Origin of the sequence: Micromonospora sp. U56, assembly GCF_018070095.1 — a bacterium.
GTDB classification, from domain to species: domain Bacteria; phylum Actinomycetota; class Actinomycetes; order Mycobacteriales; family Micromonosporaceae; genus Micromonospora; species Micromonospora purpureochromogenes.
Map to the genome: position 1 here is coordinate 1 of NZ_JAGPYL010000026.1, position 23511 is coordinate 23511.

Annotated in this window: 19 protein-coding genes and 2 pseudogenes; 10 read left to right on the forward strand and 11 right to left on the reverse strand. The window is 72.4% G+C overall.

Translation table 11 applies throughout. From position 1 onward, the window contains the following. Both KBX37_RS11975 and KBX37_RS11980 read left to right on the forward strand, forming a co-directional pair. Positions 1-357: pseudogene (locus KBX37_RS11975) on the forward strand (cobyrinic acid a,c-diamide synthase); the annotation flags it as partial. Further along, positions 354-923, forward strand: coding sequence for a GNAT family N-acetyltransferase (locus tag KBX37_RS11980; RefSeq protein WP_210775981.1), 570 nt, complete (start codon positions 354-356; stop codon positions 921-923). The pseudogene KBX37_RS11975 and the gene KBX37_RS11980, both read left to right, overlap by 4 nt. A gap of 84 nt (positions 924-1007) precedes the next feature. Here the strand turns inward: KBX37_RS11980 and KBX37_RS11985 are convergent, their stop codons facing one another. Then, positions 1008-3140 carry a transglycosylase domain-containing protein gene (locus KBX37_RS11985; protein ID WP_210775982.1) on the reverse strand — a complete coding sequence of 711 codons (2133 nt, stop codon included), beginning with the start codon at positions 3138-3140 and terminating at the stop codon, positions 1008-1010. A 133-nt stretch (positions 3141-3273) separates the two neighbouring features. Between KBX37_RS11985 and cobC the strand changes: the two genes are divergently transcribed. The 3 genes from cobC to cobA are packed head-to-tail and all read left to right on the forward strand — an operon-like array spanning position 3274 to position 6661. Continuing rightward, entirely contained in the window at positions 3274-4359 is a 1086-nt protein-coding gene (gene cobC, locus KBX37_RS11990) for an Rv2231c family pyridoxal phosphate-dependent protein CobC (RefSeq protein WP_210775983.1), read from the forward strand. Beyond that, on the forward strand, positions 4359-5438 hold the full coding sequence (gene cobT, locus KBX37_RS11995) for a nicotinate-nucleotide--dimethylbenzimidazole phosphoribosyltransferase (protein ID WP_210776031.1): 1080 nt from the start codon (positions 4359-4361) through the stop codon (positions 5436-5438). Before cobC ends, cobT begins: the two co-directional genes overlap by 1 nt. Beyond that, entirely contained in the window at positions 5435-6661 is a 1227-nt protein-coding gene (gene cobA / locus KBX37_RS12000) for a uroporphyrinogen-III C-methyltransferase (RefSeq protein WP_210775984.1), read from the forward strand. The genes cobT and cobA overlap by 4 nt, the downstream gene beginning before the upstream one ends. Before the next feature lie 76 nt (positions 6662-6737). Here cobA and otsB read toward each other — a convergent pair whose 3' ends face one another. Both otsB and KBX37_RS12010 read right to left on the reverse strand, forming a co-directional pair. Beyond that, positions 6738-9299 (reverse strand): trehalose-phosphatase, encoded by a 2562-nt coding sequence (gene otsB / locus KBX37_RS12005; protein WP_247657782.1) that lies wholly within the window; start codon positions 9297-9299, stop codon positions 6738-6740. A 38-nt stretch (positions 9300-9337) separates the two neighbouring features. Next, on the reverse strand, positions 9338-10738 hold the full coding sequence (locus KBX37_RS12010) for a trehalose-6-phosphate synthase (protein ID WP_210775986.1): 1401 nt from the start codon (positions 10736-10738) through the stop codon (positions 9338-9340). A gap of 361 nt (positions 10739-11099) precedes the next feature. On the opposite strand from KBX37_RS12010, the gene ettA reads away from it, so the two are divergent. The 4 genes from ettA (at position 11100) to KBX37_RS12030 (ending at position 14630) form a co-directional block, all read left to right on the forward strand. Continuing rightward, the gene (ettA, locus tag KBX37_RS12015) at positions 11100-12776 is read left to right on the forward strand and encodes an energy-dependent translational throttle protein EttA (protein WP_210775987.1); all 1677 of its coding nucleotides are present in this window, start codon (positions 11100-11102) and stop codon (positions 12774-12776) included. A gap of 2 nt (positions 12777-12778) precedes the next feature. Beyond that, on the forward strand, positions 12779-13225 hold the full coding sequence (locus tag KBX37_RS12020; RefSeq protein ID WP_210775988.1) for a thioesterase family protein: 447 nt from the start codon (positions 12779-12781) through the stop codon (positions 13223-13225). Further along, the gene (locus tag KBX37_RS12025; protein WP_210775989.1) at positions 13222-13911 is read left to right on the forward strand and encodes a hypothetical protein; all 690 of its coding nucleotides are present in this window, start codon (positions 13222-13224) and stop codon (positions 13909-13911) included. The genes KBX37_RS12020 and KBX37_RS12025 overlap by 4 nt, the downstream gene beginning before the upstream one ends. 131 nt (positions 13912-14042) lie before the next feature. Further along, positions 14043-14630 (forward strand): YbjN domain-containing protein, encoded by a 588-nt coding sequence (locus KBX37_RS12030; protein WP_210775990.1) that lies wholly within the window; start codon positions 14043-14045, stop codon positions 14628-14630. A 55-nt stretch (positions 14631-14685) separates the two neighbouring features. Here the strand turns inward: KBX37_RS12030 and KBX37_RS12035 are convergent, their stop codons facing one another. From KBX37_RS12035 to KBX37_RS12065, 7 genes and pseudogenes are all read right to left on the reverse strand, one after another. After that, the gene (locus KBX37_RS12035) at positions 14686-15114 is read right to left on the reverse strand and encodes a globin (RefSeq protein ID WP_210775991.1); all 429 of its coding nucleotides are present in this window, start codon (positions 15112-15114) and stop codon (positions 14686-14688) included. Between the two features lie 63 nt (positions 15115-15177). After that, complete coding sequence (locus KBX37_RS12040) at positions 15178-16566, reverse strand: MFS transporter (protein WP_210775992.1); 1389 nt, start codon at positions 16564-16566, stop codon at positions 15178-15180. 248 nt (positions 16567-16814) lie between these two features. Further along, positions 16815-17897, reverse strand: coding sequence for a mechanosensitive ion channel family protein (locus KBX37_RS12045; RefSeq protein WP_210775993.1), 1083 nt, complete (start codon positions 17895-17897; stop codon positions 16815-16817). Positions 17898-18122: 225 nt separating this feature from the next. Next, entirely contained in the window at positions 18123-18308 is a 186-nt protein-coding gene (locus KBX37_RS12050; protein ID WP_247657765.1) for a hypothetical protein, read from the reverse strand. Beyond that, positions 18259-18813 (reverse strand): annotated as a pseudogene (locus KBX37_RS12055) (IS701 family transposase); the annotation flags it as partial. The pseudogene KBX37_RS12055 and the gene KBX37_RS12050, both read right to left, overlap by 50 nt. 337 nt (positions 18814-19150) lie before the next feature. Further along, entirely contained in the window at positions 19151-20356 is a 1206-nt protein-coding gene (locus KBX37_RS12060) for a low temperature requirement protein A (RefSeq protein ID WP_247657767.1), read from the reverse strand. Between the two features lie 575 nt (positions 20357-20931). Then, a complete protein-coding gene (locus tag KBX37_RS12065; RefSeq protein ID WP_210775994.1) occupies positions 20932-21384 on the reverse strand; it encodes an Imm10 family immunity protein in 453 nt (150 codons plus the stop codon). Positions 21385-22131: 747 nt separating this feature from the next. On the opposite strand from KBX37_RS12065, the gene KBX37_RS12070 reads away from it, so the two are divergent. Beyond that, positions 22132-22665, forward strand: a complete 534-nt coding sequence (locus KBX37_RS12070; protein WP_210775995.1) for an HNH endonuclease — start codon at positions 22132-22134, stop codon at positions 22663-22665. A gap of 22 nt (positions 22666-22687) precedes the next feature. On the opposite strand, the gene KBX37_RS12075 is transcribed toward KBX37_RS12070, so the two are convergent. Then, positions 22688-23506, reverse strand: coding sequence for a class F sortase (locus tag KBX37_RS12075; RefSeq protein ID WP_210775996.1), 819 nt, complete (start codon positions 23504-23506; stop codon positions 22688-22690). Positions 23507-23511: the final 5 nt, after the last annotated feature.

Here is a 23511-nt window from a genome sequence, read left to right on the forward strand (position 1 = left end):
GGCCTGCTCTGGCTGGCCCGCGAGTTGGACGGCCGGCCGATGTGCGGGGTGCTGGACGCGATCGGCGCCAGCCGCGACGGCCTGGTCGTGGGCTACCGCGAGGCGACCGCGCGCACCGCCAGCGTGGTCGCCGAGGCCGGGGCGGCCGTGGTCGGCTACAAGCAGCACAGCGCGGTGCTCACGCCCCGGGCCGGTGAGCGCCCGGCGTGGAGCTGGGAGGGCGGCGCTCCCGAGGGCTTCGTCTGGCGGGGCGTGCACGCCTCGCAGTTGGGCCTGCACTGGGCGGCCGACCCGGCCATCGCGACCCGACTGGTGTCGGCGGCCGGGATTGCCGAGGGCGTCGGAGCACCGGCGTGATCGGGCAGGTGGCCGTCCGCCGCTTCCCGGCGCTGACCGTCTCCACCCCGCGTACGGAGGTGCGCCAGCTGCGGGCGGCGGACGCCGGCGCGGTGGACGAGGTCTTCGCCGACCGGCAGACCCAGCGCTGGCTGCCGCTGGCCGACGCCAACGGGCAGATCGACGGGCCGGCCTGGTGCACGGATCTGGCCCGGCAGCGGCGCGACTGCGGCGACGGCGACCACTACGCGGTGGTGCGCCGGGAGGACGCCCGGGTGGTCGGCTGCCTGTGGACCCGGCGCACCGACTGGGGCGCCCGGCTCACCGAGGTGTCGTACGCCCTCGCCCCGCACGCCCGTGGGTTCGGGCTGGCCGCCGAGGCGGTGGACGCGCTGGCCATCGCGCTGATCCTGGAGCACGGCTTCCAGCGGGTCGAGCTGCGGGTGGCCCCGGGCAACGTGGCGTCGCGCCGGGTCGCGGAGAAGGCCGGCTTCAGCTACGAGGGCCTGCTGCGCAACGCCGGCTTCGTCCGGGGCGCCCGGGTCGACCTGGAACTCTGGTCCCTGGTCGACGCCGACCTGCACTGAACGCCCCGCGGACAGAAGCGCTGCGCCAGGAACCGCACCGTTCCTGACGCAGCGCTCCCGGTCATCCGGGCGGGCGGGCCGGTCTCACCCCACGATGCGGTCCGACGGTGGGGTGAACTGGCGGGGGGCCGTGCCCTTGAGGCCGTCGCGCAGCGTCTCGGCGACCGCGGCGACGGGGACCTGGGACTGGCCGTCACCCACCGCGTTGAACGGGTTGTCCGGGTCGGCGATGAAGCTCGCCGCCGCCAGTTCGGGCGTGTAGCCGACGAACCAGGCCGACCGGGTGCTGTCCGTGGTACCGGTCTTGCCGGCCACCGGGCGGCCCACCGTGCCCCGGACGCTGTCCGCCGTCGACCAGCCCCCGCAGCTGCCCTTCGCCGGGGTGTCCCCGGTCGGGCAGCGGGCGGCGTCGGTGGCGGCCCGGGCCGCGTCCGCGCTCACCACCTGGCGGCAGCGCGGCTTGGCCACCTCCCGCTGGATGCCGGACGCCGTCCGGTACGTCGCCGGCGTGCCGTCCCGGTTGGTGATCGACATGACCGGCATCGCCTCGCAGTACCGGCCGTCGGCGGCGATCGCGGCGTACGCGTTGGCCAGCTCCAGCGGGGTGGCGTCGGAGACGCCCAGGGTGAACGCGCCCCACTTCTTGGCCTTGGCCGGGGAGGCGTGGTCCCGGTCCACGTCGGTACGCCAGCGCAGCCCGAGCTGCTCGGCGAGCCGAACCCCCTTGTCCGCGCCGATCCGCTCCTCCAGCTGGACGAAGTAGGTGTTCACCGACTTGCCGAAGCCGGACCACATGGTCTGCCGGCCGGTCATCGCCCCACTGGCGTTGGACGGGGCCCAGCCGTCGTAGACCCTCGACTGGTACCGGTACGGCGAGTTGTACTCGGTGGACAGCGGCATCCCGGCGTCCAGCGCGGCGAGCATCGGGAACATCTTGAACGTCGAGCCGGCCTGGTAGCCGGGGAGGCTGCCGCCACCCAGCAGGGGCGCCACCGTGTTCGGGTAGTTCGCCTTGACGTTGGGGCCGGCCTCCGGGTTGGAGCTGGGCCCGTTCTCGCTGAGGTCCAGCGAGTACGTCCGGTTCACCGCCATCGCCTTCACCCGGCCGGTGCCGGGCTCGGCCACCACGATGCCGTTGGCGAAGGGGCTGCCGACGCCGTCCTTCGCGCCGACGTTCTTCTCCGCCGCCGACTGGATCTTCGGGTCGAGGCTGAGCACGATCCGGTAGCCGCCCCGGCGCAGCTTGTCCATCCGCTCCAGCCGGTTCTCGCCGAACGCGGACTGCGCGCTCCACCAGTTCTTGACGTAGTCGCAGGCGAAGCCCCAGGTCTGGTACTTGCTGGGCAGGGAGGTGCAGTCGTTGGCCGGGGTCGTCACCCGGGTCCGGATGGGCTCCGACCGGGCCGCGGCCGCGGCGTCGGGGGAGAGGTAGCCGAGCTGGGCCATCCGGTCGAGCACGTAGTTGCGCCGGCCGGTGGCGTCCTTCTGGTCCGAGGTGATCGGGTCGTACTCGGAGGGGGACTTGACCAGCCCGGCGAGGGTGGCCGCCTCGACCGGGGTGAGGGTGGCCGGGGTCTTGGAGAAGAAGATCTGCGCGGCGGCGTAGATGCCGTACGCCCGGTGGCCGAAGTACGCCGAGTTGAGGTAGCGCTCCAGGATCTCCTCCTTGGTCAGCTCCTTCTCGATGTCGAGGGCCATCCGCATCTCCTTGACCTTGCGCAGGCTGGTCTGCTGGGTGGCCTCCTGGACCTCCTTCGGCGTCTTGGCGCTGTCCCGCAGCGCCATCCGGACGTACTGCATGGTCAGGGTCGAGGCGCCCTGGGAGACGCCGCTGGAGCGGGCGTTGGCCACGAAGGCGCGGGCGACGCCCTTCGGGTCGACGCCGTGGTGCTGGTAGAAGCGGTTGTCCTCGGCGGCGACGATCGCCTGCTGGATGTTCGGCGACATGTCCGACAGCTTCGTGTACTGCCGGTACTCCTCGTAGAACATGGTCAGGATCGTCTTGCCGTCGGGGGCGTAGAGGTACGACGTCTCGGCCGGCAGCGCGGTGCGCAGGATGCCCGTCTTCTGCTCCACGGCGTGGGCGGTGGCCTTGGCGCCGAGGCCGGTGAACGCGGCCAGCGGGTAGGCCACGGCGGCAACGACGATGCCGGCGATGAGCCCGGCGCGGAGGAGCGGAACGGTACGACCAGCGGCAGCAAGGGGTCGGTTGCTCACAGGGTCAAGTTATGACATTTCCGATTCGGAAATGAGAAGAATTCATAAACGGGCGAGACTGCCGCCGGGCGGTGACGCGACCCACGTCGGGATCCGCTGTCCCGTAGGGCAGCTTCCCGGCAGTATCACGGACATGCATGGTCAGCTGATCGAGGTGCCGCCGGGCACCGGGCAAGAACCGGACCTGGGGCACCACGGGGACGCCGAGGCGACCCCGGGCCTGGTCGACCTGGCCGTCAACGTCCGCCGGGACACCATGCCGGACTGGCTGGCCGACCCCCTCACCGCCTCGCTGGCCGAGCTGGCCGCGTACCCGGACCCGGGGCCGGCCCGGGCGGCCGTCGCCGCCCGGCACGGGCGTCCCCCGGCGGAGGTACTGCTCACCGCCGGTGCCGCCGAGGGCTTCGTGCTGCTGGCCCGCGCGCTGGCCGGGGTGCACCGCCCGGTGGTGGTGCACCCGCAGTTCACCGAGCCGGAGGCCGCGCTGCGCGCCGCCGGGCACCAGGTGGAACGGGTGCTGCTCGACCCGGCCGACGGCTTCCGGCTCGACCCGGCGCGGGTGCCCGCCGACGCCGACCTGGTCATGATCGGCAACCCGACCAACCCCACCTCGGTGCTGCACCCCGCCGCCGACCTGGCCGCCCTGGCCCGGCCGGGCCGGGTGCTGGTCGTCGACGAGGCGTTCGCCGACACCACCGGAGCCCCCGGCGTGGCCGGCGAGCCCGAGTCGCTGGCCGGCCGTCGTGACCTGCCCGGCCTGGTCGTGGTGCGCAGCCTCACCAAGACGTGGGGGCTGGCCGGCCTGCGGATCGGCTACCTCCTCGGTGAGGCCGCGCTGCTGGACCGGCTGGCCGCCGTCCAGCCGCTCTGGGCCGTCTCCACCCCGGCGCTGGCCGCCGCCACCGCCTGCGCGTCGCCCACCGCCGTCGCGGCCGAGCACGAGATCGCCGCGCGGCTCGCCGCCGACCGCGACCACCTGGTCGCCCGCCTGTCGGCCCTGCCCGGGGTACGCGTCGCGGGCCGTCCGGCCAGCGCCTTCGTCCTGCTGCACCTGGCCGGCGCCGACCGGGTACGGGAGACCCTGCGCGAGCGCGGCTGGGCCGTGCGACGCGGGGACACCTTCCCCGGTCTGGGGCCGGACTGGCTGCGGGTGGCGGTACGCGACCCGGCGACCACCGACGCGTTCACCGAGGTACTCGCCGAGATCCTGGAGGCATGATGCTGGAGACCACCATCGCGGCGATCGGGCCGCTCGACGAGCCGGCGATGGCCGCCGCGCGCGACCTCCAGGCCCGGCTGACCAAGCCCGCCGGTTCCCTCGGCGCGCTGGAGGAACTCTCCGTACGCCTCGCCGGGCTGGCCGGCGCCTGCCCGCCGCCGCTGCCCGAGCCGGCGGCGGTGGCGATCTTCGCCGGTGACCACGGCGTGCACGCCCAGGGGGTGACCCCCTGGCCGCAGGAGGTCACCGCCCAGATGATCGCCAACTTCCTGGCCGGTGGGGCGGTGGTCAACGCCTTCGCCCGCCAGGCCGGCGCCTCGGTCACCGTGGTCGACGTCGGCGTGGCCACCCCGCTCCCGGTCGACCCGGACGCCACCGACGACCCGGCGGTCGGACCCCGCCTGGTCGCCGCGAACGTCCGGCGGGGCACCCGGGACATGACCGTCACCGCGGCGCTCACCCGCGACGAGGCACGCGCGGCGCTGGAGACCGGCATCCGGATCGCCGGCGAGCTGGTCGACGCCGGAGCGGGCATCCTGCTCACCGGCGACATGGGCATCGGCAACACCACCCCGTCCGCGGCGCTGGTCGCCGCGCTCACCGGCACCGACCCGGCCGAGGCCACCGGGCGCGGCACCGGGGTGGACGACGAGACGTACCGGCGCAAGATCGGCGTGGTGCGGACCGCGCTGGACCGGCACCGGCCCGACCCGGCCGACCCGCTCGGCGTGCTGGCCGCCGTCGGCGGCCTGGAGCACGCGGCGCTGGCCGGCCTGATCCTCGGCGCCGCCGCCCGCCGCGTCCCGGTGCTGCTGGACGGGGTGATCGCGGCGAGCGCCGCGCTGGTCGCCGCGGCCCTGGCCCCGGACGCGGTCGGCGCGATGGTCGCCGGGCACCGCTCCGCCGAGCCGGGGGCCACCGTGGCGCTGCGCCACCTCGGCCTGGACCCGCTGATCGACCTCGGCCTGCGCCTCGGCGAGGGCACCGGCGCGCTGCTGGCGCTGCCGGTGGTCACCGGCGCGGTCCGGGTGCTGCACGAGGTCGCCACCTTCGACTCGGCGGGGGTCTCCGAGAAATGATCGGGAACCCCTACCCCCTCGGCCTGCGGCTCGCCGGCCGGCGGGTGGTCGTGGTGGGCGGGGGAGCGGTGGCCACCCGGCGGGTGCCCGCGCTGCTGGACGCCGGGGCGGCCGTCTTCCTCGTCTCGCCGGAGCTGACCCCCGCGCTGCACGCCCACGTCGACGCCGGGCGGCTGCACTGGGCGCCGCGCCGGTTCCTCCCGGCCGACCTGGACGGCGCCTGGCTGGTCCAGGTCGCCGTCGACGACCCGCTCGCCGCCGCGTCGGTCAGCGCCGCCGCCGCCGAGCGCCGGATCTTCTGCGTACGCGCCGACGACCGCTCCGCCGCCACCGCGTGGACGCCGGCGGTGACCCGGCACGGCCCGGTCACCGTGGCGGTGTTCGGCGGTGGTGACCCGCGTCGCGCGATGAGCGTCCGGGACGCCGTGCGCGACCTGCTGAACGTGCGCACCGGTCTGGCCGCCGCCGGGCGGGGCACGACGCCGGGCGGGGCCGCACCCGGTCGGGTGGCGCTGGTGGGCGCCGGGCCGGGCGATCCGGAGCTGATCACGGTCAAGGGCTGGCGGCTGCTCACCGAGGCGGACGTGGTGGTCGCCGACCGGCTGGTGCCCGGGCTGCTCCTGGACGAGCTGCGCCCCGACGTCGAGCTGGTGGACGCCTCCAAGATCCCGTACGGCCCGTCCCGCGCCCAGGAGGAGATCAACCGGATCCTGGTGGACCGGGCCCTGGCCGGCAAGGTCGTCGTCCGGCTCAAGGGCGGCGACCCGTACGTCTTCGGCCGGGGCGGCGAGGAGCTGCTGGCCTGCGCCGAGGCGGGCGTACCGGTGACCGTGGTGCCGGGCGTGACCAGCGCGATCGCCGTGCCGGCGGTGGCCGGCGTCCCGGTCACCCACCGGGCGGTGGCGCACGAGTTCACCGTCGTCTCCGGGCACGTCGCGCCGGACTCGCCGGACTCGCTGGTGCGCTGGCCGGCCCTGGCCGGCCTGCGCGGCACCCTGGTCGTCCTGATGGGACTGAAGAACCTCGCCGCGATCACCGCGACGCTCACCGCGCACGGCCGAGACCCGGCCACCCCGGTCGCCGTGGTCCAGGAGGGCACCACCGGCGCCCAACGGACGCTGCGCTCGACGCTCGGCGCGGTGGCGGCGGACGTGGTGGCGGCGGGCCTGCGCCCGCCCGCCATCGTGGTGATCGGCGACGTGGTGGGCGCCCTCGACGGCTGACCGCTCCCGGGGCGGGCCCCGACGTGCGACGGCGGCCGGAGAGGTGTCTCTCCGGCCGCCGTCGTCGCTGGTCAGGTCACTGCTTGAGCATGTTGTCCAGCAGCAGGGCGCAGCGGATCAGGCCGAGGTGGCTGTAGGCCTGCGGGTGGTTGCCCAGGCCGCGCTCGGCGAGCGGGTCGTACTGCTCGGGGAGCAGCCCGGTCGGGCCCGCCGTGTCGATCATCTGCCTGAACAGCTCCTCGGCGTCGGTGCGGCGGCCGGTGCGCAGGTACGCCTCGATCAGCCACGCCGTGCAGATGTGGAAGCCGCCCTCCCGGCCGGGCAGGCCGTCGTCCCAGTGGTACCGGTAGACGACCGGCCCGCTGCGCAGGTCCGCCTCGATCCGGAGCACGGTGGAGAGGAAGCGCGGGTCGTCGCCCGGCAGCAGCCCGGACAGGCCGATCCAGAGCGAGGAGGCGTCCATCTCCTCGTCGCCGTACGCGACGCTGTACGCCTCGACCGCCTCGTGCCAGCCGTTCTCCAGCACGTTGGCGCCGATCCGGTCGCGCAGCTCCACCCACTCCGGCCGGTCCTCGCCGCCGTGCTGGCGCATGATGTGCAGCGCGCGGTCGACGGTCATCCAGCACATCACCTTGGAGAAGATGTGGTGCCGTGGGGGGAGGCGGGCCTCCCAGATGCCGTGGTCGGGCTCGTGCCAGCGGCGGCGGACCGCCTCGACCATGTTCTCCAGCACCCGCCACTCGTCCTCGCGGACCGAGCCCCGGGCGTCGGCCACGGCGGCGATCAGGTCCGCGATCGGGCCGAAGACGTCGAGCTGGAGCTGGTGGTTGGCGAGGTTGCCCACCCGGACCGGCCGGGAGCCGGCGTACCCGGGGAGGGTGTCGATGACCGCCTCGGCGCCCAGCTCGTAGCCGTCGATGGTGTAGAGCGGGTGCAGCCGCTCCGGGTGGCCGCCGGTGCGCTCGACGCAGCCGTCCACCCAGCGCAGCAGCGCCTCGGCCTCCTCGAGGGAACCCAGGTCGACCAGCGCGCGGGCGGTCAGTGCCGCGTCGCGCAGCCAGCAGTAGCGGTAGTCCCAGTTGCGGACCCCGCCCAGCTCCTCGGGCAGCGAGGTGGTCGCGGCGGCCAGGATCGAGCCGGTCGCCTCGTGGCAGAGGCCGCGCAGCGTGAGCGCGCTGCGGGCGACCAGATCGCGGGCGGTGGTGGGCAGCCGCAGCGAGGCCACCCAGTCCTTCCACGGCTGCTCAGCCTTGGCCTGCCGCTCGTGGATCGGGACGGCGTGGTGCTCCAGGCTGTGCGTGCCGAAGCGCAGCTCCAGCACGACCTGGCCGCCGGCGGCGGAGAGGTCGACCATCGCCTCCGCGCTCTCGTTCACTCCGTCGCTTCTGACTTCCCACGTCACGCCCGGGGCGTAGAGCGCGGCCGGCTCGTTGGAGCCGAGCACCAGCAGGCCGTCGTCGAGCGGTTGGAGTTGGACGGCGACCTGGCCGAACTCCGGGCGCGGGGCGAAGTCGATGCGGGCCTTGCCGGAGCCGGTCAGCACCCGGACCAGGGTGGAGTCGCCGGTGATGATCGCCGGGCCGTCCGGGGTGGTTTCCCGGGCCGGCAGGTCGAGCCAGTCCGTGACCGTCAGGCCCGACCAGCGGGTCTCCACGGTCATGGTGCCGCTGCGGTAACGCTGCCCCAGCGGGATGCCGCCGCGCTCCGGGACGATGCTGAAGTGACCGGCCGGGCTGCCGCCGACCAGGTCGGCGAAGATCGCCGCCGAGTCCGGCTTGGGGTGACAGAGCCAGCTGACCTTGGCCTCGGGCGTGAGCAGGGCGACCGTCCGGCCGTTGGAGAGCATCGAGTGCCGCTCGATCGGGACGGCCCGCTCGCCGAAGAGCCAGTGTCGGCGGGTCTCCAGCAGCAGGCCCAGGGCCCGGGCCGCCTCGATCGGCTCGGCCACCCGGTAGCCGGCCTGAGTGTCGCCGGGGCCGATCTTGATGCCGACGTCCGGGCCGTGCAGGTTGCCGAATGCGTTCTCGTCGGTGACGTCGTCACCGATGAAGAGCACGGCGCTGGCCGAGAGCTGGGTGCGCAGCTGGTCGACGGCGGTGCCCTTGTGGGTGGCGACCACCGACAGCTCGATGACCTCCTTGCCCTGGGTGACCGTGACGCCGTCCCACTTGGCGGGGCCGTTGCGGACCGCCTCGATGGTCGCCGCCGCGACCTGCGGGTCGACCCCGCGGGTGTGCACGGCGACGCTGGCCGGCTTGCGCTCCAGCCGTACGCCCGGGTGGGCCGCGGCGATCTCGCGCAGCGCGTCGCGCAGCCGGGTGCGGACGGCGATCAGCTCGGGGGAGAGCCGCTCGACGAAGCCGATGTCGAACTCGGAGCCGTGGCTGCCGACCAGGTGGACCTCGCTGGGCAGCCGGGAGAGCGCGGCCAGGTCGCGCAGCGCCCGACCGGAGACCACCGCGACGGTGGTCTGCGGCAGCGCGGCGAGCGCCCGGATCGCGGCGACCGACTCCGGCAGCGGCACGGCCTTGCTCGGGTCCTCGACGATCGGCGCGAGCGTGCCGTCGTAGTCGCAGGCGACCAGGAGCTGGGGGACCCGGGCGATCCGCCCGATGGCCGCGCGCAGCTCGGGGTCCATCGTCCCCGCGGGCGGGGTCACGATGTCGGTGGGGACGTTCACGCGGCCTCCACCCCGGACGTGCCGAGCTCGGTGAGGAACGATTTCGCCCAGTGCCCCACGTCGTGGGTGCGCAGATGACGTTGCATGATCCGCATGCGTCGACGGGCCTCCGGCTTCTCCACGTGTACGGCCCGCAGCAGGGCGTCCTTGACCGCGTCCGGGTCGTGCGGGTTGCACAGGAATGCCTGGCGCAGCTCCGTGGCCGCGCCGGCGAACTCGCTGAGCACGAGCGCGCCGCCCTGGTCGGCGCGCGATGCCACGTACTCCTTGGCCACCAGATTCATTCCGTCTCGCAGGGGGGTCACCATCATCACGTCGGCCGCGACGTACATCGCGGCCAGTTCGGAGCGACTGTACGACTGATGCAGATAATGCACCGCGGGCACACCCACCCGTCCGAATTCACCATTAATCCGACCAACCTCGCGCTCCACCTTGACGCGAAGTGCCTGGTAGTGCTCCACCCGCTCGCGGCTGGGCGTCGCGACCTGCACCATAACCGCGTCCGGCACTGTCAGCTTTCCGTCAGCGAGGAGTTCCCGGAAGGCTTTCAGTCGAAGTTCGATGCCCTTGGTGTAGTCGAGCCGGTCGACGCCCAGGATGATCGTCTTCGGGTTGCCCAGCTCCTCGCGGATCTGTTTGGCCCGGGCCTGGATCGCCGGGTCGGCGGCCATCCGCTCCATCTCGTGGGTGTCGATCGAGATGGGGAAGGCGCCGGCCTTCACCTGCCGGCCGTCCACCTGGATCATCTGGCCCTCGTAGCGCAGGCCGAGCAGGTGCCGGGCCAGCCGGACGAAGTTCTGCGCCGCCAGCCGCTGCTGGAACCCGACCAGGTCGGCGCCGAGCAGCCCGCGCAGGATCTCGGTGCGGAACGGCATCTGCATGAACAGCTCGATCGGCGGGAACGGGATGTGCAGGAAGAAGCCGATCTTCAGGTCCGGCCGCAGCTCGCGGAGCATCGCCGGGACCAGCTGGAGCTGGTAGTCCTGGATCCAGACCGTGGCGCCCTCGGCCGCCACGTCCGCCGCGGCCTCCGCGAACCGGGCGTTGACCAGGCGGTACGCCTCGCGCCACCGGCGCTTGTACGCCGGGGTCTCGACGGCGTCGTGGTAGAGCGGCCAGATGGTGGCGTTGGACTGGCCCTCGTAGTAGCGCTCCAACTCCTCGGCGCTCAGCGGCACCGGGTGCAGGCGGATGCCCTCCAGGTCGAACGGCTCCGGAGCGGCGCCGGTCCCGCCGGCCCAGCCGACCCAGGTGCCCTGGTGCTCGGCGAGGACGGGGTGCAGGGCGGTCACCAGCCCGCCCGGGCTGCGTCGCCACTGCCGTCCCTCGGGTGTGCTCACCTCGTCGACCGGCAATCGGTTCGCCACTACGACAAAGGAGCTACGGACGGTCACGATCGGCCACCTCCGGGTACTGACGGGTCCACCGCGATGAGAGTCTGAGCCTAGCTGCGGCGTCTGATGCCCCGTGCCGGAGTCACCTACCCGTCCCACGGTCGCTGAACCGTACCCGTGATCATGGTGACAGCCTCGGCCGGAGGTCGGCGATACCGCGGTCCGCCGGCTCGCCGAAGCCCGGGGGAGCGAGCCGCGGCGTGCTGCTCGGGCGGGGTGATGTGGGCGCGGCGCGCCGTACCTGTCAGGATTGACGACGGCGTGCGCGCGGCCGGCTCCCGGCCGGCGGCGGCGGGCGGCGGACGCAGCCCGTGCCGTGCCCGCCAATCGGCGACAGCAACCGACGGAGGTAGCCCGCACCGTGGCCCAGTTCATCTACGTCCTGGAAAAGGCGCGCAAGGCGCACGGCGACAAGGTCGTGCTCGACAACGTGACGCTGAACTTCCTGCCGGGGGCCAAGATCGGTGTGGTCGGCCCGAACGGCGCCGGTAAGTCCAGCCTCCTCAAGATCATGGCAGGCTGGGACCGGCCGAGCAACGGCGAGGCCCGGCTGATGCCCGGCTACACCGTCGGCATGCTCGCCCAGGAGCCCCCGCTCAACGACAGCAAGACGGTCCTCGGCAACGTCGAGGAGGCGGTGGCCGAGACCAAGGCCAAGCTGGAGCGGTTCAACTCCATCGCCGAGCAGATGGCCACGGACTACTCTGACCAGCTGATGGAGGAGATGGGCAAGCTCCAGGAGGAGCTGGACCACGCCGACGCCTGGGACATCGACTCCAAGCTCGAACTGGCCATGGACGCGCTGCGCTGCCCGCCGCCGGACGCCGACGTCACCCAGCTCTCCGGTGGTGAGCGCCGCCGGGTCGCGCTGTGCAAGCTGCTGCTGGAGGCCCCCGACCTGCTGCTGCTCGACGAGCCCACCAACCACCTGGACGCGGAGAGCGTGCAGTGGCTGGAGCAGCACCTGGCCAAGTACGCCGGCACCGTGATCGCCATCACCCACGACCGGTACTTCCTGGACAACGTGGCCAACTGGATCCTGGAGCTGGACCGCGGCCGGGCCTACCCGTACGAGGGCAACTACTCCACCTACCTGGAGAAGAAGGCCGCCCGGCTGGCCGTCGAGGGCCGCCGCGACGCCAAGATGAAGAAGCGCCTCTCCGATGAGCTGGAGTGGGTCCGCTCCAACGCCAAGGCGCGGCAGACCAAGTCCAAGGCCCGACTCGACCGGTACGACGAGATGGCCGCCGAGGCGGAGAAGACCCGGAAGCTGGACTTCGAGGAGATCCAGATCCCGCCGGGCCCGCGCCTGGGCAGCACGGTGATCGAGGCCGGCAGCCTCAGCAAGGGCTTCGGCGACCGGCTGCTGATCGACAACCTGTCGTTCTCGCTGCCGCGCAACGGCATCGTCGGCATCATCGGCCCGAACGGTGTCGGCAAAACCACCCTGTTCAAGACCATCGTCGGGCTGGAGCAGCCGACCGGTGGCGAGGTCAGGGTCGGCCCCACCGTCTCGCTGTCCTACGTCGACCAGGCCCGGCAGGGCCTCGACGGCGACAAGACCGTCTGGGAGGTCGTCTCCGACGGGCTGGACCACCTCATGGTGGGCAAGGTCGAGATGCCGTCGCGGGCGTACATCGCCGCGTTCGGCTTCAAGGGGCCGGACCAGCAGAAGCCGACCAAGGTGCTCTCCGGCGGCGAGCGCAACCGGCTCAACCTGGCGCTGACCCTGAAGATCGGCGGCAACGTCATCCTGCTCGACGAGCCGACGAACGACCTGGACGTGGAGACCCTCTCCAGCCTGGAGAACGCGCTGCTGGAGTTCCCCGGCTGCGCCGTGGTCATCTCCCACGACCGGATGTTCCTGGACCGGGTCGCCACGCACATCCTGGCCTGGGAGGGCGACGACGAGAACCCGTCCAAGTGGTTCTGGTTCGAGGGCAACTTCGATGCCTACGAGAAGAACAAGGTCGACCGGCTCGGCGCCGAGGCGGCCCGCCCGCACCGGGTGACCTACCGCAAGCTCACCCGCGACTGAGCATGGCGGACCGCTTCGTCTACGACTGCACGCTGCGCTGGTCCGACCTGGACGCGTACGGGCACGTCAACAACTCGCGCTTCCTCACCCTCTACGAGGAGGCGCGGGTGGCGTTGATGTTCGCCGGCGGCCGGGCGTGGGGGGTGGGCTCGTTCGCCGACGGAGTGGTCATCCGCCGGCACGAGGTCGACTACCTGCGCCCGGTCGACTACGCGCTGGGCCGGGCCACCGCGGAGGCCGCCCCGACCGTCCGGATCGAACTCTGGGTGGAGGAGATCCGGGCCTCCCGGTTCACCGTCGCCTACGAGCTGTACGACGGCGACGTGCTGGCCAGCACCGCCCGGTCGGTGCTGGTGCCGTTCGACCTGGTGGCCAAGCGGCCCCGCCGGATCACCGAGGACGAGCGCGCCTTCCTGCTGGCGTACGCGCCCTCGGGCGGGGCGGCGTGAGTGGCGCGCGCGTCGTGACGCCGGGGCACGGGCTGGACGGGGTCGCCGACGCGGGGGCCTTCCTGGCCCGGCTGGTCCGCTTCGACCCGGCGACCGTGGTCCGGCTCCGCCCGGTCGACGGGGCCGGGCGTACGGCGCTCTGGGCCCGGCTGCCCTGGGACGTGCTGGTGGTCCGCACGGTGGCCGGCGTCGGCCCGGGTGACGTCACGGTCGCCGCCGCCGACCTGCTGGCCGAGCTGGAGTCCGCCGGCGGGGCGCTGCCGCGCCGGCGGGACGACCAGTGGCGCTGGCCGCTGCCGCCGGCGGCGAGCCGCCGGGTGGAGGCGTTGCCCGCCGGGGAGCTGCGGCGGATTGCCGAGGCGGCGGCGGGCACCCTGCGGACCGCCGCCACCGAGGGCGTGGGCGGCCGGGCGGTGGGTCAGCGGGTGCTGCGCGACGCGCTGCTCGACCACGTGGCGGTGGTGGTGACCCCGGACGACCCGCCGGGCGAGCCGGTCGAGGTGACCCAGCGCTTGGTCCAGGGCGTGGTCCGGATGGGGTTCCTCGGGCCCGCCGACGCCCCGGGCGAGGTCCAGGTACGCGTCGCCGGCCGCTGGATCGGCCTGGTGGGACCGTACGGAGCGGCATGGTCGCGCAAGGTTTCGGAGCTGGCGATCCGGCCGGTGAAGGCTCATCCGAACGGATGACCCATGGTCATTCTTCTGGCCTGGGGCTGTCGTTGGGGGGGTGCTTCAACCCGGCTGTCCGGGTACCGTCCATCCTCGGATCCAACGCACCGTAGGCGTCCGGATCCGCTGGGGAGTGAGGTGCGCGAGCGATGCCGTGGTGGTCATGGCGCCCTGGTCCCGCTGCTGGCGGCGGCGACCCGGAAACTCGAACCGGGATCACAGTGGACAGCACCGTCCGGGTCGGACCACCGTCCCCCCGGCAGCCGGGGGACGACTGCACCGCCGCCGACCGGCCGGTGATCGCGGACATGCCGGTCAGTGTGGAGCCGGTCACCCTGCGCCGGGTCTGTGAGGCCCTCGACCTGCTCGACGTGCGGTACCTGGCCGACGGCGACGGGAACCTGCTGGCCATGTGGGAGCGGCACGCGGTGCTGGTCACCCTGGAGGGCCCCGAGGACGAGATCCTGGTGATGCGGGCCCGTCCACACGCGACGGTCCCGCCGGACTGGGCGGACCGGGCCTACCGGGTGGTCAACGAGTGGAACCACACCCGCCGGTTCTGCAAGGCGTACATCGGCGACCCCACCGAGCGGGGCCAACTGCCGATCTACGCCGAGTTGCAGGTGCCGCTGGGCGCGGGCACCCACGACGCGCTCCTGGTCGAGATGCTCGACTGCGGGGCGGCCGTGGCGACCACCTTCGTGGACTGGCTGCACGACGAGGGCGCCCTGCTCTGAGCCCGACGGCGGGGCCGGCTCCGGCCGGCCCCGGCCGGTCGCGGCCGCGGGGCCGTCAGGCGTCCCCGGCCGGCTCCTCCATCACGTTGACCATGAAGTACGCGGCGCGCTCCAGGTAGTCCCAGAGCGCCTTGGCGACCTCCGGCGGCAGGTCCAGCCGGTCGACCGCCCGCCGCATGTGGTGCAGCCAGGCGTCCCGCTCGGCCGCGCCGATCCGGAACGGCGCGTGCCGCATCCGCAGCCGCGGGTGCCCCCGCTGGGCGGAGTAGGTGTTGGGGCCACCCCAGTACTGCATGAGGAACAGCGCCATCCGGTCGGCGGCCGGCCCGAGGTCCTCCTCCGGGTACATCGGGCGCAGCAGCGGGTCGGTGGCGACGCCGACGTAGAACTCGTCGACCAGCTTGCGGAAGGTGGGCTCGCCGCCGACCGCTTCGAAGAGGGTCGTCGGCGCACCGGGCCGGTCGGACTCAGCTGCGGAATTCACCGTTCCATCCTGCCAGGTGCCCCGGCGCACCGGCCGCCGCGTACCGGCCGGGCGGGCTGCCGATCACGTCACAGCGTGGCTGCGCCGGCCCCCGGAGCGGCCGTCCGTCGCCCGGCCGGCGCGCGGCCGGCCACCGGGCCCGTGCGCGCTGTCCCGGGCCGCGGCGTCGTCCTGGTTGGCCCGGTCAGCCGCCGCGACGGCCGCGTCGATGGTCTCGCCGTCCGGCCAGCGCAGGGCCGTCACCAGCATCAGCACCACGCCGGCGGCGCTCCACAGGCCGACCACCAGCGGGATGGAGAAGCGGTCGGCCAGCAGCCCGGTGACCAGCACCGAGGCGCCCTGGATCACCTGCATGCCGGTGGCCATCACGCCGAAGGCGCGGGCCCGGTAGCCGTTGGGCAGGGCGCGGACGAAGAGCCCGTTGGCGGTCGGCAGCAGGCCGGCGGCGGCGAAGCCGCAGGCGGCCGCGAGCAGGGCCACCACCACCGGTGGCGGGTCGAGGAGCGTGGGCACCAGGACCAGCGGGGCGATCACCGCCAGCGGCCGCATCAGGGCGAGCCGGCGGGCCGGCGCGACCGCCCGCCCCACCACCAGCCCGCCCAGGATGAACCCGACCGGGTTGGCGGCCATGATGATGGCCTGCGCGACGCCGCTGTCCAACCCGTCGCCGGAGCGCTCGCCGGCCCAGGCGGCGGCCAGCCCCTCGGGGACGATCGAGAAGAGCATGGCGCTGAAGACCAGCACGGCGATGGCCCGCAGGACCGGGGTGCCGAAGACGATCTGGAAGCCCTGCCCCGTCTCGCGCAACAGGTGGCTGCGGTGCGCGGCGGTCATCGCCGGTTCCCGGTCGCGGACGCCGAAGCGGGTCAGCGCGGCGGACCCGGCGAAGGTGGCCGCGTTGATCAGCAGCGCGGCGGTCGGGTTCACCGCGGCCAACGCGGCACCGAGGAGGTAGCCGACCACCTGCGCGGCCTGGGCCGAGCTGGCGTTCAGCGACAGGCCGAGGACCAGCCGGTCCCCGGTGAGGATGGCCGGCATGAGCGCGGACCGGGCGGCCTGGCTGGGCGGGTTGGCGAGCGTGGTGGCGAAGAGCAGGGCCAGGATCACCCACACCGGCACGCCCGGCAGGGCGATCAGTGCCATCAGCGCCATCCGGATCAGGTCGCAGACGACCATGACCTGCCGGTAGCGGTAGCGCTCGGCGAGCGCGGCGAGCAGCGGCCCGCCGACCAGCCAGGGCAGGTAGCTGACCGCGAACGCCGCGGCGGAGAGGGCGATCGACTCGCTCTGCCGGTAGACCAGCACGGTGACCGCGGCCTTGGCCACGTAGTCGCCCACCCAGGAGAACACGGTGGCGATGAAGATCGCCCGGTACTCGGACTGGCCGAACACCTCCCGGAATGTGGCCGGCCCGTCCGGAGAGGGTCGCTCGTCGGACACCGTCGCCTCCATCGTGCCCCGCGAACGGCCACTCGTGACGGCCTGACGGGGACCCCGTCGTCAGATTTACGGATCAGCGAGGACATGATCACGCTCCGGCGGGAGCGCGTGCACCGGATTCTGCCCGATCGTCTGACAACTGGCTAGGGCGAACGGATTGGTCGTCGCATCTCCGACTGAACGAACGGACGATACCCGAGGGGCCGTGCGGTCCGCGACCCCCAGATTTCGGACTCCCCGATTCCGTCCTGCCCGGCAGGTCAGGTGGCCCCACCCTGACCGGTGCCCGGGGTGCCCACCGTCCCGGGCGCCCCGGCCGGGCCGATCCCGCCGGTCTGCGGCAGCCCCGGGTAGAGCCGGGCGGCCGCGATCTTCGCGGTGATGCCGGAGTTCTCCAGCGCCTCGGCCAGCCGGCGGCGCAGCTCCCGGCCCACCGCGAACTGCCCGTCCGCGGTCGTCTTGACCACCGTCCGGATCACCGCGCCGTCCACGGTCATCTGCTCGACGCCCAGCACCTCGGGCGCCTCGACGATCTCCGCGGCCAGTTCCGGGTCCATCGCCACCGAGGCCGCCGCCGTACGCAGCACGGCGCTCGCCTCCTCGGTGCCGGCGAAGCCGATCGGCAGGTCCACCACCACCAGGGCCCAGCCCTGGCTCTTGTTGCCCACCCGGACGATCTCGCCGTTGCGGATGTACCAGAGCACCCCGCGACCGTCGCGGACGGTGGTCACCCGCAACCCCACCGACTCCACCACGCCGGTCGCCTCACCCAGGTCCACCGTGTCACCCACGCCGTACTGGTCCTCGATGAGCATGAACAGACCCGCGATCAGGTCCTTGACCAGGCTCTGCGCGCCGAAGCCCAGCGCGACGCCGGCGATGCCCGCGCTGGCCAGCAGCGGAGCCAGGTCGAAGCTGAACTCCTTGAGCACCATCAGCAGCGCGATGCCGAACACGAACGCGGTGACCAGGCTGCGCAGCACCGAGCCGATCGCCTCGGCGCGCTGACGGCGCCGCTCGGGGATGAACTCGGTGGGATCGAGCGATGCCGACGGGATGCGCTCGCGCAGCGGCCGGAGCATGGTCGGCACCGCGCCGACGCTGGTGGTCCGGACCAGCCGATTGATCGTCCGGTGCAACGCCCAGCGGGCGGCGAACGCCAGCAGCAGGATCAGCGCGACCCGCAGCGGCTTGAGCAGGATCCAGTAGCTGCCCTCGGCGAACCACACCGAGTCGGTCACCTCGAACACCCCCTTGCACCAGGTGTCCTGGAGGCAGTCGGCCGAGGGTGCGGGGTCGGGGGTCGGGGCGGCGACGGGGAAGGTCAGGCTGCTGGCACTCACCCTGTCTTCGTACCGCAACACCGTCGGCGGCCCGCCGCCGACCCACCGTCGGGCGACCCCCCGCCCGCCGGACGGCGGCCCGCGAACCGGACATCTTCACACGCGCCGAGAAACCTTCACGAGGGAGCCCGGATTAGTACGTGCAATCCCCGATAGAGGGGGGTGGAGCGGCATTGACCTGCTAAAACGCCCGGATAAGATCATCCGGCACAAGCAGGGCACAACCTAGCGTGGATCTTGGTCGGGTGCGCTCCCCGGCTGGTCGGTGGCGGTGGGGCGGAGGATCTTGCCGACCAGGCCGCGCGGCCGGTCCCTCTTCGGCAGCCAGTGCACGTAGGTTTCGAGCGTGATCCGCAGGCTGGCGTGCCGCAGTGCCTTCTGGACCTCCTGGGGCTCGACGCCGTTGCTCATCAGCGTGGTGGCGAAGAAGTGACGGAGGGAGTGGAAGGTGCCCTCCTTGGGCCAGACCGGCCTCGGCGCGGCGATCGGGATCGTCGCACCAGGATTTCGGCAGGTAGAGAGCAGTGTCGAGCATCGCGTGAGCAGCCTGGGTGGCATAGACCAGGTGCACGGCGAGCTGGCAGTTCTCGATCTTCCCGGCCGTGCCCGAATACTGCCGCTGCACACCGACGGTGTGCCGGCCCTTCTTCAGATCACCCGTCTCGTCGATGACCAGCACGGCCTCGACATCACCGAGATGCTCACCGACGAACTCGCGGACATCGGCACGAACCTCGGCGTCGTCCCACATCACCCGGGTCAGCAAGTCCTGCATCCCGTCCGGGCCAGCGTCCCCGGCGTGCTCGGCGATGGTCCAGCAGTTCTTCCGCGGTAGCGGCGCCAACAGCCCACGAACGAAGTCACGCACCCGGCGACGCGGCTCGGGCCTGCGGAAACGCTGCCCCACCGTCAACATCAGGTCGTCGAACAACACCCGCCACCGCTGGGCGTCTACCCTGTATCCGGCAGCCACCGCTGCGTCATGGTCAGTCCACACAGCCGTCCATGATCGACGGTGGCTGCCCTCGTTCCCACACCACATCGAACCGCAGCTCGGCCAAGGTCAACATCCCCGGCTGGAGTACTAGTGCCTGCTCTAGATGGCCTGTAAGGGCACGCAGCGCGCCTCTGAGCCACTGTCTCCCGAGCTGTTCCGGGCTCCTCGGGCTGTCGGGCTCCTCGGGTGTTCTCGGATTGTCAGGTCTCAGGACGTTCGTGACAGAGGAGTTTCGGAACGTGGGTGACACTTCCGGCTAGCGGGGCGGTGACGGCGGTTCGGGTGGGCGTCCTCGGGCGCGGCCTGTATCGGATAGGGCGATCGCGGCCAGGACGAGAGCAGCGGCGATGGCGATCACCAGCCGCGGCGCCCGGATCATCGCCGGTGAGATGGCGGCGAGGACCAGGACACCGATCAGCCGGTTGCGGGACACGCGGGCGAAGACCGCGTACTCGAAGATGCCGCGCCCGGCCAGGAACAGCGCAGGCCCGCCGAGGATCATGGCGATCCAGATCGGCTCTGCGTGTCCGAACGGGTGGGCGAGGACGTGATCGACGCAGTTGGCGGTGATGACGATGCCGGCCACCATGATCGGGTGGGAGTAGGTTGCCGAGATGCTGAGGCGGAGCGGATCGGGGGCGGCCGCGATGGCTTCCGCCAGCAGCTGCCCAGCGCGGTAGATATAGATTCGCCACAACAGCACGGTGGTAGTGAAATACACCAAGGCTGCAAGGCTGTGCTCGGCCCCGAAGCCACTGGTGCCGAACGCCAGACCCGTGACCAGGATCAACTCGCCGAGCGCAATGATGAAGAACTGCCGGAAGCGCTCGGCCAAGTGCTCGCCCAGGATCGCAAGCTCCGATCGCGCAAGGCGACCCAACCCCGGTGTGGGCAAGCGGAGTGCGGTCGCCGTGTAGTCGACGGCCACCGCGAGCGTCCACAGCGCCAGACGCGCCGTATCGTGCGCGACGGCTCCCGCGATCCATGGCACGGCGGACACGCCGTACCAGAAGAATTGCCGCAGGAAGGCGCGCTGCGCCTGGTGGCCGCGCAGCAGGAGCACGAGGACGACGCTGGCGCCAATCCGAACGGCGACGTACGCGCCCGCGAAGAATAGGCCTCGCTTGCCGAACGCCTCCGGCGTCGCGGCGGCCATCACCATGATGCCAAACATGGACGCGATGGCCAGCAGCTGTATCGGCGGTCGTTGCGGATCGAACCTGTCGGTTGTCCCCGCAACGCGGGACCAGACCCACCACAGGGCCAGCAGCAACACCAGCGTCTGGAAGATGCCGATCCACGTCAGATTCTGGATCAGCCCCTGCGTGAGCCGGAAGAGCGCGAGGACGAACACCAGGTCGAAGAACAGTTCCAGGAACGTTGCCTGCTGCGGCTGCCCGGGTCTCCGCAGCAGCCCGCCCGTCCTACTGGTCGCCATAGGCTCGCCCGCTTCTGCCGTCATTGTCGCTTTGAAGCAGTACCACGCTGCGGGCTCTGGTGGATGCGGATGTGCTGCCATGGCCCGGGTCGAGTGGCGGCGTTCTACAGGGGGGGGGTGTCAGCCAGGTCCTGATACCGATCCATCACGTAGGTCCTGGGACCGGACACGGGTGTCCTCGGATGTATGTGAGGAATTTCTGTACGAGATCAAGGCGGCCCGCGCCGCGGGCCGCTCGCGCCGCCGAACCTGGGCCGGGCCGATGGCCCGCCGCCGCGCCTCTGGCCTACGGCCGCCAGCGCGTCGGTGTTAGCCCGCCGGCGGCGCGACATACGACGAAGCCCCGGGCCGCCATGGGTGTGGCAGATCCGGGGCTTTGGTGTTTATCGGGACAAGGGCAGTGCCTCCGGCGGGGTCCTCGGGCACTCCGGGATGGTTGGCGCCATCCCGACAGCCGTCGTCCGGGCAGAGCCGAATGGGTAGGGCCTGCCCGGTCAAGGTCGTTCAGCCGCTGGGTGCTCCACCTTGACCGGGCAGGCCCTACCCACTCCACGGTGTGCGGACGACGGCCGACGGGATGGCACAGGGCGTAGCGGGGGTTACAGCCGCAAGAGGCGAGGAGCCGAGTCCGGCCGACCAGAATTGAGGATGCGTACCAAGCCCTGTTTGACCATCTGTAGTTGGCTCTCGTCAAGATGGAGAGTGAAGTAGACCTCGGTTGGCAGACGAAGCCTCGCCGCAGCTGATTCTGTAAGAACGAGGCGCAGCTCAGTCAGGTCGTGCGGAGGCATCGCCGGCAAGGTCGGTTGCTTGTCGGTGCGGATCTCGCACTCCACGAGTCCGCCGTAGCAACTCCGCCCGCCAGCCTCAATCCAGTACGTGTCCCACCCGAGCGCTCGATCCTGCTCGTCAGGCTCGCCGCACTCCTGGAAGACCAACGACCAGGATTCGCGATCTGGGTCCTCGCGAAGTTCCAGAATGTATACGTAGTCCTGCACGGCAGCCGCGCCGCCCAACACGGTGGGCAGGTAGACGCTCGCGGGGTCGTTCATCCTCATCCTTGATCCAGGTTATGGCACGGTGTCCAGCCTTCGGACCCGCCGTAGCTTATGGCCGAGCGTGCTCGACCGGTGTCCAGGGCCGGTTCAAGATCATGCCGTTTCCAGGCCGTCGAAGGGGGGCCAGCAGTGACCATCGTCGGCCATCCACGCCAGGTGTAGCGGCATGTCGGGGCCGCAGTCGTCCGGTTTGATCAACTACGTCCGCGCCCTCGATCAATACCGCTGGAAGTGTTCCCCGTCCCCGAAGCGCTTGCCTCCGGCGGGGCACTCCGGCACTCCGGGATGGTGGCGCCATCCCGACAGCCTCCGTCCGGGCAGAGCCGAGTGGGTGGGGCCTGCCCGGTCAAGGTCGTTCAGCCGCTGGGTGCTCCACCCTGACCGGGCAGGCCCCACCCACTCCACGGTGCGGACGAAGGCCGACGGGATGGCTAGAGTGCGCAGCCGGGGAGGGGCGGGCGGAAGATCATCGGGCACAGATCCGGCACAACTGACACCGACAAGGGCCGTCAAACGTCGTCAGACGACGCAAGGTGCCACCCAGCTCCTGGCGCTGATCCGCCCCAGTGCGGGTGATCCGTCTGGCACAAGCGAGATTAGTACGTGCAATCGCGGGTCTTATCAGGGACGATGGGCGCAACGGACGTCGGTGATCCCGCCGACGTCGGTCGTGGTTCCCCGCTGCGCGGGGCGCGGCCGGCGTGGCCAGTGGTGGGCAGCTGGACCGGGAGGGTGAGCACGATGCCTGACATACGACCCACGGTGGGCTCCGGCGCGCTGGTTCTCAACGCCACCTACGAGCCGCTGTGTGTCGTGTCGGTGCGTCGCGCCGCCATCCTCGTGCTCTCCGCCAAGGCGGTCTGCGTCGCCGACGGCGACGGCGTCCTGCACAGCGCCCGCGACGCCCTCCCGGTGCCCTCCGTGGTCCGGCTGACCCGCTTCGTCCGGGTGCCGTACCGCACCCACGTCGGGCTGTCCCGGCGGGCGATCTTCGCCCGGGACGGCGGGCGCTGCGCCTACTGCCGGGGGCCCGCGGAGACCATCGACCACGTCTTCCCGCGCAGCCGGGGTGGCCGGCACGCCTGGGAGAACGTGGTCGCCGCCTGCGCCCGGTGCAACCACACCAAGGGCGACAAGACCCCGGCCGAGCTGGGCTGGCGGCTGCACTCCCTGCCCGCCGCCCCCAAGGGCACCGCCTGGCGGGTGCTGGGTCACCGGGCGCCCGACCCGCGCTGGGCGGACTGGCTCGACCTGCGCGAGCCCGAGGCCGCCTGAGCGGGGCGCCGGCGCCGCCGGGTCACCGGTCGCGCGCCTTCACCAGCGAGGCGTACACCACGACGTTGTCGGCGTAGCCGGTCTCGCCGCCCACCCACCGGCCGCCGCAGGTGATCAGTCGCAGGTTCGGGCGGCTGAAGTCGCCGAACACCTCGTCCACCGGCAGGTCCTCCTTGCCGTAGCGCTGCACCTGGTTCACCTCGAAGACCGCCACCTTCCGGTCCTCGCGGGTCACCTCGACCGTGTCGCCGTCGCGCAGGTCCCGCAGCCCGTGGAAGACCGCCGGGCCGGTGGAGGTATCGACGTGCCCGACGATCACCGCCGGGCCGTACTGGCCGGGGGTGGGGCTCTGGTCGTACCAGCCGGCCTCCTGGGCGCGGGCGGCGTCGGGCACCCCGATGCTGCCGTCCGGGGCGATCCCGACGTGGTGCACCGGGGCCTGCACGTCGATCCGGGAGATCGAGATCAGGGTCGGTGGGCTGCCCGGCAGCACCGGGAACTTCTTCGGCGCCGGGCGCAGGCCGGCGATGAACCGGTCCGGCAGGACGCTGAGGCCGGTCACCTGCTCGACGCCGAGCATCGCGACGATCAGCGCCATCAGGGTGGCGATCACCATGAACGCGGCGCCCGGTCCCCGGCTCCGGTAGCCGCCGTACCGGGCCGGCCCCGCCGCCGGCCGTACCGGACGGGCGTGGGCGACCGGGTCGGTCGTGGTCACGCTGGCGGTGAAGGCCTGGCCGGCCACCCGGCGGAAGCGGCCGGCCGCACGGGCCGCCAGCCGGGCCGCGGCGCGGACCCGGTCCCGACCCGACCGCGGGGTGCGTCTGCGTGTGCGGGTCATGGCGA

Excerpts from the sequence above, each read along its gene's own strand:
- KBX37_RS12060 (WP_247657767.1), bottom strand. The coding sequence starts at position 20,356 with ATGACGGCAGAAGCGGGCGAGCCTATGGCGACCAGTAGGACGGGCGGG.
- KBX37_RS12040 (WP_210775992.1), bottom strand. The coding sequence starts at position 16,566 with ATGGAGGCGACGGTGTCCGACGAGCGACCCTCTCCGGACGGGCCGGCC.
- cobC (WP_210775983.1), top strand. The coding sequence starts at position 3,274 with ATGCATGGTCAGCTGATCGAGGTGCCGCCGGGCACCGGGCAAGAACCG.
- cobT (WP_210776031.1), top strand. The coding sequence starts at position 4,359 with ATGCTGGAGACCACCATCGCGGCGATCGGGCCGCTCGACGAGCCGGCG.
- KBX37_RS12020 (WP_210775988.1), top strand. The coding sequence starts at position 12,779 with ATGGCGGACCGCTTCGTCTACGACTGCACGCTGCGCTGGTCCGACCTG.
- KBX37_RS12070 (WP_210775995.1), top strand. The coding sequence starts at position 22,132 with ATGCCTGACATACGACCCACGGTGGGCTCCGGCGCGCTGGTTCTCAAC.
- otsB (WP_247657782.1), bottom strand. The coding sequence starts at position 9,299 with ATGGACCCCGAGCTGCGCGCGGCCATCGGGCGGATCGCCCGGGTCCCC.
- KBX37_RS12065 (WP_210775994.1), bottom strand. The coding sequence starts at position 21,384 with ATGAACGACCCCGCGAGCGTCTACCTGCCCACCGTGTTGGGCGGCGCG.
- cobA (WP_210775984.1), top strand. The coding sequence starts at position 5,435 with ATGATCGGGAACCCCTACCCCCTCGGCCTGCGGCTCGCCGGCCGGCGG.
- KBX37_RS12030 (WP_210775990.1), top strand. The coding sequence starts at position 14,043 with ATGCCGTGGTGGTCATGGCGCCCTGGTCCCGCTGCTGGCGGCGGCGAC.
- KBX37_RS12075 (WP_210775996.1), bottom strand. The coding sequence starts at position 23,506 with ATGACCCGCACACGCAGACGCACCCCGCGGTCGGGTCGGGACCGGGTC.
- KBX37_RS12050 (WP_247657765.1), bottom strand. The coding sequence starts at position 18,308 with ATGAGCAACGGCGTCGAGCCCCAGGAGGTCCAGAAGGCACTGCGGCAC.